The organism is Leisingera coralii (genome assembly GCF_049056525.1).
GTDB lineage: Bacteria > Pseudomonadota > Alphaproteobacteria > Rhodobacterales > Rhodobacteraceae > Leisingera > Leisingera coralii.
Genome location: NZ_JBHUPT010000030.1, coordinates 1 through 12,712, shown reverse-complemented (window position 1 = coordinate 12,712; position 12,712 = coordinate 1). Strand labels below are relative to the sequence as shown.

At 59.8% G+C, this 12,712-nt stretch carries 13 protein-coding genes; 8 read left to right on the top strand and 5 right to left on the bottom strand.

Features of this window, described 5'->3' with window-relative positions; translation table 11 throughout:
* Window positions 1–14: 14 nt before the first annotated feature.
* Window positions 15–1,004, top strand: a complete 990-nt coding sequence (locus ACFMBG_RS11660) for an MBL fold metallo-hydrolase (protein WP_421054869.1) — start codon at window positions 15–17, stop codon at window positions 1,002–1,004.
* Window positions 1,005–1,258: 254 nt separating this feature from the next.
* A complete protein-coding gene (locus tag ACFMBG_RS11655; protein ID WP_421054868.1) occupies window positions 1,259–3,106 on the top strand; it encodes an AMP-dependent synthetase/ligase in 1,848 nt (615 codons plus the stop codon).
* Between the two features lie 5 nt (window positions 3,107–3,111).
* Here ACFMBG_RS11655 and ACFMBG_RS11650 read toward each other — a convergent pair whose 3' ends face one another.
* Window positions 3,112–3,438: a hypothetical protein gene (locus ACFMBG_RS11650; RefSeq protein WP_421054867.1), complete on the bottom strand. Its 327-nt coding sequence runs from the start codon at window positions 3,436–3,438 to the stop codon at window positions 3,112–3,114.
* 301 nt (window positions 3,439–3,739) lie between these two features.
* On the opposite strand from ACFMBG_RS11650, the gene ACFMBG_RS11645 reads away from it, so the two are divergent.
* Genes ACFMBG_RS11645 through ACFMBG_RS11620 form a run of 6 tightly spaced genes read left to right on the top strand, consistent with a single transcriptional unit; the run spans window position 3,740 to window position 7,613 of the window.
* The gene (locus ACFMBG_RS11645) at window positions 3,740–4,633 is read left to right on the top strand and encodes a protoglobin domain-containing protein (protein WP_421054866.1); all 894 of its coding nucleotides are present in this window, start codon (window positions 3,740–3,742) and stop codon (window positions 4,631–4,633) included.
* A 1-nt stretch (window position 4,634) separates the two neighbouring features.
* Window positions 4,635–4,991, top strand: a complete 357-nt coding sequence (locus ACFMBG_RS11640) for an STAS domain-containing protein (RefSeq protein WP_421054865.1) — start codon at window positions 4,635–4,637, stop codon at window positions 4,989–4,991.
* Window positions 4,988–5,404, top strand: coding sequence for an anti-sigma regulatory factor (locus ACFMBG_RS11635; protein ID WP_421054864.1), 417 nt, complete (start codon window positions 4,988–4,990; stop codon window positions 5,402–5,404). The genes ACFMBG_RS11640 and ACFMBG_RS11635 overlap by 4 nt, the downstream gene beginning before the upstream one ends.
* Entirely contained in the window at window positions 5,395–6,042 is a 648-nt protein-coding gene (locus ACFMBG_RS11630) for a SpoIIE family protein phosphatase (protein WP_421054863.1), read from the top strand. The genes ACFMBG_RS11635 and ACFMBG_RS11630 overlap by 10 nt, the downstream gene beginning before the upstream one ends.
* On the top strand, window positions 6,039–7,202 hold the full coding sequence (locus tag ACFMBG_RS11625; protein ID WP_421054862.1) for a sensor histidine kinase: 1,164 nt from the start codon (window positions 6,039–6,041) through the stop codon (window positions 7,200–7,202). The genes ACFMBG_RS11630 and ACFMBG_RS11625 overlap by 4 nt, the downstream gene beginning before the upstream one ends.
* 6 nt (window positions 7,203–7,208) lie before the next feature.
* Window positions 7,209–7,613, top strand: a complete 405-nt coding sequence (locus ACFMBG_RS11620) for a response regulator (RefSeq protein ID WP_421054861.1) — start codon at window positions 7,209–7,211, stop codon at window positions 7,611–7,613.
* 364 nt (window positions 7,614–7,977) lie between these two features.
* Here ACFMBG_RS11620 and ACFMBG_RS11615 read toward each other — a convergent pair whose 3' ends face one another.
* The 4 genes from ACFMBG_RS11615 to ACFMBG_RS11600 form a co-directional block, all read right to left on the bottom strand.
* A complete protein-coding gene (locus tag ACFMBG_RS11615) occupies window positions 7,978–8,235 on the bottom strand; it encodes a hypothetical protein (RefSeq protein ID WP_421054860.1) in 258 nt (85 codons plus the stop codon).
* A gap of 237 nt (window positions 8,236–8,472) precedes the next feature.
* Complete coding sequence (locus ACFMBG_RS11610) at window positions 8,473–8,760, bottom strand: hypothetical protein (RefSeq protein ID WP_421054859.1); 288 nt, start codon at window positions 8,758–8,760, stop codon at window positions 8,473–8,475.
* 356 nt (window positions 8,761–9,116) lie between these two features.
* Window positions 9,117–11,405 carry an Orn/Lys/Arg family decarboxylase gene (locus tag ACFMBG_RS11605; protein WP_421054858.1) on the bottom strand — a complete coding sequence of 763 codons (2,289 nt, stop codon included), beginning with the start codon at window positions 11,403–11,405 and terminating at the stop codon, window positions 9,117–9,119.
* 600 nt (window positions 11,406–12,005) lie between these two features.
* Window positions 12,006–12,712: IS3 family transposase (locus ACFMBG_RS11600; RefSeq protein ID WP_421054857.1), on the bottom strand; the 707-nt coding region annotated here is incomplete at its 5' end.

Genomic DNA, 12,712 nt, shown 5'->3' with positions numbered 1-12,712 from the left:
AGCTTGGATGTCCTATGATCATTCCTGTCCAACCCCGGCTGATCAACGACCCCACCGGTGATCCCGGTCTCTACCTCGATTTCCGTTTCGGGCGCCGCGCGATGCTGTTCGATCTAGGGGACACGGCGCCGCTTTCGCCGCGTGAGCTTCTGCGGGTTTCTCATGTCTTCATAAGCCACACCCACATGGACCATGTTGCAGGCATCGACCGGTTGCTGCGCTTGCGCCTGCACCGTCCGCGCCCGTTGCTGATGCTCGGGCCTCCGGGGTTCGTGAGGCAGATCCAAAGCCGCCTCAACTCCTTCACCTGGAATCTCCTGGACGAAACCGCCGTGGACTTTCGCCTGACGGTTCAGTCCTTTGACGGCGATCGCATCGCCGAGATGGCCGAGTTTCGGGCCCGGGAGCGTTTCGCCCGGCGGGAATTGCCGCCGCCCGGCATCGCGCCGGGCCTGGTTCTGTCTGAACCAGCGTTCGAGATCCGTGCGGCCGCCCTGGATCATGGCATACCGTCGCTGGCATTTGCCTTTCTCGAACGCGACCGTGTCAACGTCTGGCGCAACGGGCTTGCGGAACTGGGGCTGCCGGTTGGCCCCTGGATCAATGCCGCCAAGCAGGCCATTCGCGACAACCTGCCGGACCACACCGTCATCTCAGTGCCAGGCGCCGGGACGGTTGCTCTTGGCGCGCTGCGAACCCGCGCGTTCCGTACAGGCAAAGGCCAGCATTTCGCCTATGTGACCGACGCCGCCGATACCGCATCGAACCGGTCCCGCATCATCGGGCTCGCCCGCGCAGCCGACCAGCTGTTCATTGAGGCTGCCTTCCTGGAAGCCGACCGTCCGGCTGCCGCCGCGACTTGCCACCTCACTGCGCAGGCCGCCGCCGGGATCGCCAGAGAAGCTGGCGTCAAACGCGCAATCCCTTTCCATTTTTCGGCACGCTATGGCACAGACTCCGCGCTCCTTGCCGCCGAGTTTCACGCCGCATTCGCCGCGCCCTGATCCATGTCGCGCGGGGCACGCAAATTCTTCAGTTTCTTCTCAACAGAACTGTTTCACCGTTCCGTTTAGGAAACCGAGGGCCGGGAGTGGCAGACAAACCACCGAAACCGGAAGAGATTGTCTCGAAGTTGCTGCAGGTGCCTGTGCCGCATGTGCAGCCAAAATGCGCCTTGCCAACGATACTGCAGCCACTCGTGCGTCCTTGACTAAGGTCATATCGGCAAATGCGGTGGCGCAACTAGTCTTAAACCATGATGACAGCCAGACAGCCTGAGCTCGACGTAATCAGCTTCGATCCGGTGCGGACGTTGCCTGAGGTTTTTTTCCAGAGAGTGGCCCGCAATCCGGGTGCTGTCGCATATTCTGAATTTCGCGAAAATCAGTGGGCAGATTTCACCTGGCAACAAGTTGCGCACAAAGCCGGCTTAATCCGGGCAGCACTTGATAGGGCGGGTATGGAACCCGGTGAGCGCGTGGGAATTTTGCTCCAGAACGGCGTTGATTGGGTCGCCTTCGATATTGCAGCAATGGCGAATGGGCTGATCACAGTTCCGATTTATTTACACGATAGCGCGGAAAATAACGGTTATATTCTAGCGCATAGCGGAGTGCGGCTGTGTATCATGGATACGCGGGAAAGGTGGCAGTCGCTGGCGGCGCAATGTGCGGATTGCTCCAAGCTTGAGGTGATCTGGATTCAGCAGGTGCCCGTTGGCCCGGTCCATAACGGCAGGCAGCGTATCGAGGTATTGGATGACGTCTTGCCGGACGAAGGGGCCGCTGAGGATGATATCAGATGCAGCGCAGAAGATGTTGCCACGATCATTCATACGTCGGGTACGACCGGTCTTCCCAAGGGGGTGATGCTGTCGCATCGCGCGATGCTTTGGAATGCCGACGCTGTCACGAAATTCATTCCTCCGTTGACAACCGATGTTTTCCTGTCGGTCTTGCCGCTGGCCCATTCCTTCGAGCGCACTATGGGGTATTACCTGCCTCTTGTCTCCGGTGCCCGTGTTGCCTTCTCCCGGTCAATCCAGACGTTGAGAGAGGATATCGCTGTGATCCGGCCGACCATCCTGATTGCTGTGCCAAGGCTCTACGAGAGGATATACGAGGCGATCCTGGAAAAAGCGGGCAGCAGCCCCATAACCAAAGCCCTTACCATGTTCGCCGCGGATACCGGCTGGCGCCTGTTTCAGGCAAAGCATGGCCGCGCCGCTGCGCCAAGCTGGCTGACACGAGCATTGTTCTGGCCGGTACTGAGGCGCCTTGTCGCAAAAAAGATCATGATGGCTTTTGGCGGGCGGCTCAGGGTTGCAGTCAGCGGCGGGGCGCCGCTTTCCGAAGAAGCGAGCCATTTTCTGATTGGATTGGGACTGCCTCTGATTGAAGGGTATGGCTTGACCGAAACTGCGCCGGTTGTGACGGCCACCACGATCGAAGACAGCCTGCCGGGGTCGGTTGGGAGCGCTTTGCAGGGGGTTGAGCTCAAAACCACAGATGAGGGTGAATTGCTGATCCGAACACCCAGCCTGATGCTTGGGTATTGGGATGACCCGGAGAAAACCGAACAGGCGATTGATCCCGAAGGCTGGTTCAGGACCGGGGACATTGCCGAGTTTCATGAAGGCCACGTGTTTATCAGGAGCCGCCTCAAGGAGATCATCGCGTTGTCGACTGGCAAGAAGGTTGCTCCAACGAAGGTTGAGGCAAGCATTGAGCAAAAGCCGTTGTTCGAACAAGCACTCGTCACCGGTGACGGCAAGCCCTGCCTTGCCGCGATTGTGGTGCTTAATGGTGAAGCCTGGGCGGCTTTAGCCCGGGATCTCGGGGTAGCCGAAGACGATTTGAACGCACCAGCGGCGGCAAAGGCGATCCTGTCTGAAATCGCCCGCGCGACCCAGGAACTGCCAAGCTACGCCCGCGTTCGGGCCGTTCATTCCGTTCTTGAGCCCTGGACAACCGGGAACGGTCTTCTGACACCTACTCTGAAAGCCAAGCGGCCAGCCATCGAGCAGCGGTTTAGTGATGAGATCGAAGCCATGTTTGGTGACCTGAAAGCCAAGCGCACTGAGCTGGAACTGCACGCTGGCCACTAGCTATGCTAGTTCCATACCCAGGTTGTTCTTTTGCCTAAACAGCCATTTTCCGCCAGCCATTCGATTTCGTCACGCAACATCTTTTCCAAGGATGACGGCGTGTACCCGAGTTCGTTGATTGCTTTGGAACTGTCGGCAAGCATCGTGCTTGTCAGCACCAAGGCCATGTCGAGCGTCAGCAGATTGTGCGCCCCTCTCACGTCGGCAGCTAGATGGAATGGCGCATCAATGGTTTCAGGAATTGCTTTCTCAAGGTCCGATGGAACCAGTATACCGCAAGGGCGCAGGGTGACAGGAAGGCGTGAAGAATTGGGCCTTTCAGGGCCGGGCAAGTGCTTGGGTTTCCCGCGGATGCGAAGCTTGTCCTAAGGCTGATATTCAGACAGATGGCACGCAGTGACCATCCTGTGGGGCGAAGCTGTCATTTCCCGCAGCCCGGGCGCTCCCGTGCAAGCTTCGCGCAGATAGCGGGCTTTCCCAAGTCTGACGGACGGGCCAATCTGGATGCCATTTTCGCGTTCTTTCCAACTCACTGGTTTTGCGGGGAATTATCGGTAACTCCTGAGACCTTTAGTGTTTCGTCAAGGATTTCGCCGGACCCTTTCAGTACACATCCATGGCTGCGAGGGTCCCATGAACGAGGTCATTTCATCGACTATTCAATCCCCTGCAAAGGAGCTTCAGGACGTGTGGGGCTGGTTTGACGTAAGCCAGGACGACCGGGCCCGGGTTTCCGGCCTTCTGCCGCTGGCCGAACAGAACATCGAGGCGATCCTGCAGGATTTCTACAGCCGTGACGGCGGCTATGACCACCCCAGCGGCGAGCGGTCTGCCTCCGGTATGCAAGAGGTGCAGGACGAACAGCGGCGGCATCTTCTGGAGCTGTTTGAAGCTGGCCTTGACCAGAAGTTTTTCGAGAGCCGCAAGGGCGCGGGCATTTTCAATGAAAGCTACGGTATCTCGCCAAGCTTTTACCTGGGCCTGTACACCTTTGCCATCAGCCGGATCTGTGATCTGATCCGGGAGCATACGCAAGACGGCGCGGAAGCCCAGGCGATCCAGAAGGCGCTGCGCAAGACGGCCGCCTGCCATCAGGCGATCACGATCGAAGCTTTTTCGGCAGCCCGGTCCGAGGCGATCGAACAGCGTGAACGCCAGATGAGTGAATTGCCGACACCGGCACTGCGCCTGCAGGAAGGGCTGCTGCTGGTGCCGGTTGTCGGCGTGCTCGACAGCCACCGGTCGCGGCTTCTGACCATGCAGATCCTTGATGCAATCCGGGAGCAGAGCGCCCGCGTGGTGGTGCTCGATATCACCGGGGTTGCTGCGGTGGACAGCATGGTGGCCAATCACCTGATCCAGACCATGACAGCAACCCGCCTGATGGGTGCGCAGTCCGTGCTGACCGGGATCAGCGCCGAGGTGGCGCAGGCGCTGGTCAAGATCGGCGTGACCGGTGACGCGCTGAACCCGGCAGGCGATCTTGAGCGGGGCGTCGAAACCGCTCGCAAGCTTCTGGATCGCTGAGATGGTCCGGCGCGTCCCCATCATCAGCCAGGGCGACCTGCTGATCGCTGCGGTGCAGGAAGAGCTGTCCGACAGCGACATCCAGGCGATGCAGCACAGCATTCTGACGGAGGTCTCGCGGCTGGCGGCAACCAAGGTGATCCTGGACGTCAGCCTGCTGGATGTTATCGACAGCTTTGGCACCAGGATGCTGAGCGATATCGCGGCTTCGGTCTCCTTGCGCGGTGCGCGGATCGCCATTGTCGGCATCCGGCCGGAGATCGCGATGGCAATGGTGCTTCTGGGCCTCAATCTGGAAAATATCCCCACCGCGCTGAACCTTGACCACGGTATTGCGATCCTGCGAGACGGTTCATGAATGCGCCTGTGGCGGAACCCTCAGCTGTGCTGCAGCCGGTGTCCTGTGACAGCGATGTTGTTGCAGCGCGCCAGCTGGTGCGCCGGCTGGCGGTGGAGCTGGAATTCAGCAGGCCCGACCAGGCCCTGATTGCAACCGCGGTGTCCGAACTGGCCCGCAATATCGTGAAATACGCGGACGAGGGAGAAATTGAGCTGTGCGCTGCCGCCAGCGGTGCGAAAACCGGAATCAAGGTGACGGCGCGGGACCGCGGCCCCGGGCTGGACGACGTCGAACTGGCTCTGCAGGACGGGTATTCAACAGGCAACAGTCTCGGTCTCGGGCTGCCGGGCACCCGGCGGATCGTCGACCATTTTGAGATCCGCTCGGAGCCCGGCCGCGGGCTCACTGTGACGGTGGTGAAATGGCGTTGAGCGCAGAGAGCGGCAGTATCGCTTTTGGCCCTGGCGGCTCTCAGATCGACTGGGCAGTGGCGCAGGCCGCAAAGGAGGGATGCACTGCTTGCGGCGACGGCTATTTGCTGCGGCGGGACGGCGGCAGGCTGCTGGCCGCCCTGGCGGATGGCGTGGGCAGCGGCGCGGAAGCCCGGGACGCAGCCAGCGCATGCCTGCAGGAACTGGCGGCCGGTTCTGTCCGCGGCATTGCCGAGCTGTTCGAGGCCGCCCATCGCCGCTTGCAGGGCTCCCGCGGGGCGGCGCTGGCTGTGGCGCTGATCGACCCGGATCAGGCGGCCGTCGAATGGGCCGCGCTCGGGGATGTGGAGGGTGTCATCTGCCCGTTGCGGCCGGACTGCAAAGACAGCAGCACGGTCATGCAGAAGGGCGGAACCTTGGGGGTGCATTTCCCTGGCGTTTTCTGTCAGACGCAGAAGTTTCCGCCGCAGCACGTCCTGGTTTTCGCCTCCGACGGGGTTTCGCGGCGGTTCCGGGATTCGCTTCCCCACGCGCAGGTGCCGCCCCGGGAGTGGGTGTCCTCCTGCCTCGGCACCTACGGCAAGGACTATGATGACCGCACAGTTCTGGCTGTTGCCCACCGGCGGAGGGACACATGATCGGTGTGGACGAGCCCCAGGCACAAGACGCCATGACGGTGGCGGCCCGCCGCTATAGCGCAGCCCTTGCCGCCTACATGGACAGCGGCGATGCAGAGCAGCTGGGAGAGGCCTATGAAGCCGCCCGTCTTGCCCTGGCAGCGAAAGTGCCTTTGTCCGACTTTGGATTGTTCCATTTTTCCGGGCTGCGAGAGCGTCTGCAGGCGGCAGGCGGATCAGGCGTGTGTCTTGAGCGGACCGAGGACTTCTTTCTTGAAGGGATGGCGGTCTATGACATGGCGCTGCGCGGATACGTCAGCGGCACCGCAAAACTGAGAAAGGAAGTTGCGGAACGCCGCCGGGTTGAGGAGGAGCTGCGCGACATAACCTTTGAACTGGCCCGTCAAAGGGACGAACTGGACCGCCAGGTGCAGAAGCGGACAACGGAAATCCGGCTGCGGGCAGAGGAGCTGGAACGCAAGAACCGGCAGCTGACGCAGACCAATCAGGACCAGTCCAATTTCACCTATGCGCTGTCCCACGACCTGAAGACGCCGATCAACACGATACACTGTTTTCTGGAAGTTCTGCTTGAGGATTTCCAGGCGGACCTCGCCCCGGAAGCGGCCGAACTCATCAATGATCTGATTGGCACCGCACAGCGGATGCGCCAGCTGGTGGATGACGTGCTGGATTACTCGAAAGTCGTCGGCCACCAGTTCACGCCGGAACGGGTGGACCTGAAGCAGTTGGTGCTGCAGATCCTTCAGGACATGGACGCTTTGGTGGCCAGTGCGGAAGCCGAGATCCAGGTGGGGGCTTTGCCCGCGGTTCTGGGCAGCCCGTTCCAGATCCGGGTTCTGCTGACCAACCTGCTGTCTAACGCGCTGAAGTACAGGGCGGAGGGGCAGAGAGCCCAGGTCCGGGTCGAATGTGTGCCAGTTGATGCAGCGGGCAAGGTGCGCCTATCGGTTTCCGACAACGGGCCAGGCATACCTGAGGGACAGCAGGAGAAGATCTTTGACTTGTTCAAGCGTCTGCATCGTCATGACGAACACCCCGGTTCGGGCATAGGACTGGCCCTGTGCAAGCGTGTGGCAGAAAACCACGGTGCATTGGTTCATGTCACCTCTGAACCCGGCAAAGGCGCAACCTTCAGTGTCGACCTGAGTTTGGAGTAGAAACAAATGCGTAGCCGCGAAAAAATAGTTTACGTCATAGATGATGACAGGATGGACCGGAAATTTGCAAAACGAACCATCGGCAAATCGCAACTGTTCGAAAGGGTTGAGCTGTTCGACGGGCCTATAGCTGCAATGAAGCACATCGAAGAAGGAGGAGATACGCCAGAACTGATCTTTCTTGACATAAATATGCCTCCGGTCACCGGTTTCGAATTCCTGGAGACGTATGGCGGGCAGCTCCAAGCCCTTGACCCCGTGCCTGTTGTTGTCATTGTCAGCACCACGGTTAATCCGGCTGATCTGGAACGAGCGGCCCAGTTCCCGCTGATAAAGAAGTTCCTCTCTAAACCATTGTCTCAAGAGCACATAGCGGAAGCGAATTCGCTACTAAGGCCCTTTGAGCCATGATCACGATGATCTTAAGCTGCCAGCCGTGATACCGCAGTAAGGACACGCGCGGTTGCCTGAGCGGGATTACCAGGCAGAGGGACGCATAAATGTTAGACCCTCACGCCCGGAATCCAGGCGAACTATGGCAGGCCAAGGTGGAACGAATGGTTGGGTCTGCGTGCGGCGCCGGCGCTTGCAGAACCCTGGCGGGCCGGCAGCGCCGGGTCCGGGTTTGGACCGCTATTCCTCAGCTGGGCAGCACCAGCGCCTGCTTTTTGGGAAGCCGCGCGGGTCTGCAATGTGCGGTTTGTTTGCATAGTTGCCGCCAGGAAAATCCAGGAGTGCAGGTGCAGCGAAGGCTCAAGTGAGTTGCGCATTCTTATCAGCGATAATGGGGCATCGGTCGTATTGATCCCTTGAACCAGTATTTGCTCGCCGTGTTCCCAAGTCTTTCATCTATCAGTATCGGGTTCTCTTCAGATTGCCGCTGCAAAGCTTCAATGAGGCTGTCCAGGAAGTCCCGGAACGCACGGGGCGAAACTTTCGGCGCGGCCGGACGGGATGCCGGCAGGCCCAGGATCTGGCGGTCCTGCATCCGCATGAGTTCGGGCTGACTGGTTTCTGTTACTTCACCGGGCAAAAAGCCGGAGCAGTTCTTGTGCAGATTCAGAGCTCAAGCGTGTTGCAGGTGTGGCGGAGCTTCTCGCAACTCTCGGTCACTGCGTCTGCCACGGTGGGGCTCAAGTCTTGCCAGCCGCGCATTTCCCGGCGGTTGCGCAATTGCTTGAGCGCGGGGTGGGGCATTTACCCGTCCAGGACCGCTTGCGAATATCCTTTGCGCGGCAGTGAATGCAGCCCGGATCTGACCGCCCGGGCATCAAACTCGCGTTTTCTGCAAGGCTGCTGCCATGTCCTTTGGCAGCGTTCGTTGGGGGAACAGCAGGACACGGGCATGACCTTGCGGCATTTTCGGCAACCTTGCTCGCTTGCCTTCCTGCAGAAAGCGAATTTCAAACCAGTCGCGCGAGACATCTGTGCCGATGATCCGGTCTGATGCTATCGTGTTCATACCCTCTTTCTTCTGATCCGCAGTCCAGCGTGGCCGCTTGCAACTGTTCAGGATGATGAAGAGAGGCGGTGCTGGCTCGCTGGCGAACGTGGTCAACGCCGCAAGGCTCAGATGCCAGATACCGCCCCGTCACCAGCCTCGGCCAAGGCCAGTGAGGCGGGCAAAACGGCAAAGCCGGAATACAGAAGGGTCAGGGCCGATCGATTTCGGAAGTGCAGCATGAGACGCCGTTCAAAAAGAACTGCGGCATGTCGGGCCGTTTCTTGTAGAGCGATGCGCGGATGGCGCGTCTTGAGCGCTGTTTTCCGGACACCCGCGCCAAAGCAGTGCGATATGACACGCGCCGCAAAGTCATCCCTTTGGCAATCGCACTAGCCGCTACCGTCATGTATTGGCTATGAAGCCTGACCCTGGCCCGCCAGCTTCCTCCAGACCACTGCACCGTCCTTGGATCACGCCGCGACGCAATCAGCGAAATAGTGTACCAGGCCATCGCGCCCGGTTTCCTGGACCAAGCCGTGGATGTCCGTTTCGAACCCCGGGCATTCGCGCCCGAACTCGCGATTGAATTTCAGGTACTCCACGATCTTCGTGTTGAATACCTCCCCCGGTATCAAAAGCGGGATGCCCGGCGGGTAGGGGGTCACCAGGCTTGTTGTGATACGCCCCTCAAGTTCATCGACCGGAACGCGCTGCGTGGTGCGCTGTGCGATGTGGCTGAATGCTTCGCTGGGCTTCATCGCCGGGGTCAGGTCGCTGAGGTACATTTCGGTCGACAGCCGCGCCACGTCATATTTGGCGTATTGTGCGTGAACAAGCTGACAGAGGTCGCGCAACCCCATCTGCTCGTAACGCGGTTGCGTCGCGCAGAACGCTGGCATGGCACGCCACATGGGCTGGTTTTTGGCATAATCGTCCTTGAACTGCTGCAGCGCGGTCAGCAGCGTGTTCCAGCGCCCCTTGGTGATGCCGATGGTGAACATGATGAAAAAGGAGTAGAGCCCGGTTTTTTCCACCACCACGCCATGCTCGGCCAGATATTTGGTCACGATGGAGGCCGGGATGCCCCAGTCCTCGAACCGGCCGTCCAGATTGAGGCCGGGGGTGATGATCGTCGCTTTGATCGGGTCCAGCATGTTGAAACCCGGCGCCATGTCGCCGAAGCCGTGCCAGCTGTCCTCGCCGCCTGCCTGAACCCCATCGGCATCGGTTTTCTTCAGCACCCAGTCCTTGGTGCTGCCGATGCCCTCTTCGGCCAGATCCTCCGGTCCCCAGACCTGGAACCACCAGTCATCGGCGCCGTATTCCTCGTCGACCTTGCGCATGGCGCGGCGGAAGTCCAGCGCCTCCATGATGCTTTCCTCGACCAGTGCGGTGCCGCCCGGCGGCTCCATCATTGCCGCCGCCACATCGCAGCTGGCGATGATCGAATACTGCGGGCTGGTGGAGGTGTGCATCAGGTAGGCCTCGTTGAACAGATGCCGGTCCAGCTTGGTCTCCTCGCTGTCCTGCACCAGCACGTGGCTGGCCTGGCTGATCCCCGCGAGCAGCTTGTGGATCGACTGGGTGGCATAGGTCACTGAATGCTTGGTGCGCCCGCGCTTGCGGCCCATCGCGTGATAGCTGCCATAGAACGGGTGGAAGGCCGCATGCGGCAGCCAGGCCTCGTCAAAATGCAGGTTCTCGGCATAGCCGTCCAACTGCCCCTTGATGACCTCGGTGTTGTACAGAACCCCGTCATAGGTCGACTGGGTCAGCGTCATGATCCGCGGCTTCACCGCTTCTGCGTCCGCATCCTTCAGCAGCGGGTTGGCGCGGATCTTGGCCTTGATGCTGTCCGGGTCGAACTCCGAACGCGGGATCGGGCCGATGATGCCCCAATGGTTGCGGGTCGGCTTCAGGAACACCGGAACGGCGCCGGTCATGATGATCGAATGCAGGATCGACTTGTGGCAGTTGCGGTCGACCACCACCACGTCGCCCGGTGCCACCGAGTGATGCCAGACCATCTTGTTCGAGGTTGAGGTGCCATTGGTCACGAAAAAGCAGTGATCGGCGTTGAAGATCCGCGCAGCATTGCGTTCCGAGGCGCCGATAGCGCCGTTGTGGTCCAGCAGCTGTCCCAGTTCCTCCACTGCGTTGCAGACATCCGCCCGCAGCATGTTCTCGCCATAGAACTGGTGGTACATCTGCCCGACCGGGCTTTTCAGAAAGGCCACGCCGCCGGAATGCCCCGGACAGTGCCAGGAGTAGGAACCGTCCTCGGCGTAATCCAGGAGCTTCTTGAAAAACGGCGGCTGGATGCTTTCGAGATAGCTTTTTGCCTCGCGGATGATGTGCCGCGCCACGAATTCCGGCGTGTCCTCGAACATGTGGATGAAGCCGTGCAGTTCGCGCAGGATGTCATTGGGCAGATGGCGGCTCGTCTTGGTTTCACCGTAGATGTAGATCGGCACATCTGCGTTCTTCCAGCGCACTTCCTCGATGAAATTGCGTAAGTCGACAACGGCGGGATCGAGGTCCGGGCCGGGGCTGAATTCCTCGTCATCAATGGACAGAACAAACGCGCTTGCGCGTGACTGCTGCTGTGCGAATTGCGAAAGGTCGCCGTAGCTCGTTACGCCCAGAACCTCGAAACCTTCGTCTTCGATGGCCTTGGCCATAGCACGGATGCCGGAACCTGAGGAATTCTCTGATCGGAAGTCTTCGTCGATGATGACGATCGGGAAACGGAACTTCATGCTATTCTCCTAAAGGAATCCAGCCAAGTATTACGATATAGCTTGGCTGAACCGATGCCAACTTCCATGGCGTTTCCATTAGATTGAGAGGCGTCAGATCAAATCGTCATGAGACGGGCAGAGCGGTTTCCCTGCACCCGGCAATGAGCAAACGCAGCCCTTTCGGGTACTTTCTAACCAACCCTGTTATCATCTGAATGGCTGTCGTGATTGACGTGCGTTTCCCTCTTTTGCTTGGGAATGTGGAAGACTTTCTGCGCGAAGGGGCATCGGCGTGACGCTACGAGACGATCCGGTTGTGGTGAAACAGCTTCGGTCCATGTTTGCCTCCGAGATCCGTAGGAGACGTATCCAGCGAAAGCATACTTTCTCGCATTGGCGCAGGCAGTATCGCCCATTGTGCCGTTTATGACCCGCAGAATGTTCAATGCATCTTGAGTCAGGCCCGCGGTCCTGCGTTGGGGGCAAGTCCACCAGGTGTAATCTCCAGTTCATGAGATGGATCTGAAGTGCGGGCTTTGGGGGACTTCATTTCAAAACGTATTATCCCGCAGGCTTGGTATAACGGCTGTGACGTGCTCCCCGCAGAGTCCGCGGTTATTAGTTCGCCCTGTTCAGGGTTTGGTCCTCTACTGACCGTTGGTGATACTCCCACGGGGTGAGCCCGTCGAGGCTCGTATGTGGGCGATGGTGATTGTAATCGTCACGCCAGGCCGCGATCAGCTCTCGGGCGTGGCGCAGGCTGGCGAACAAGTGCTCGTTGAGGCACTCGTCCCGGAGGCGGCCGTTGAAGCTTTCGACAAAGCCGTTCTGCATGGGCTTGCCTGGCGCGATGTAGTGCCACTCGACCTTCCGGTCTTCCTGCCATTTCAGAATGGCATTCGACGTCAGTTCGGTCCCATTATCGCTGACCACCATGCAGGGATAGCCGCGCGTTCGGGCGATATTATCGAGCTCACGGGCAACCCGCTGGCCGGAGAGTGAGGTGTCCACGACCGCGGCCAGGCATTCCCGGCTGAAGTCGTCAATGACGCAGAGCACCCGGAAACGGCGCCCGTCTGACAGGCTGTCGGACACGAAGTCCAGCGACCATCTTTGGTTCGGGCCTTGCGGGATTGCCATCGGCGCACGGGTGCCAATCGCCCGTTTACGGCCACCGCGCTTGCGCACCGTCAGGCCCTCTTCGCGGTAGATCCGATAGAGTTTCTTCCAGTTCACTTTCCAGCCCTCCCGGTTCAGCAGAATATGCAGGCGCCGATAACCGAACCGCCTGCGTTCTCCGGACAACTCTTTCAACCGCTGACGCA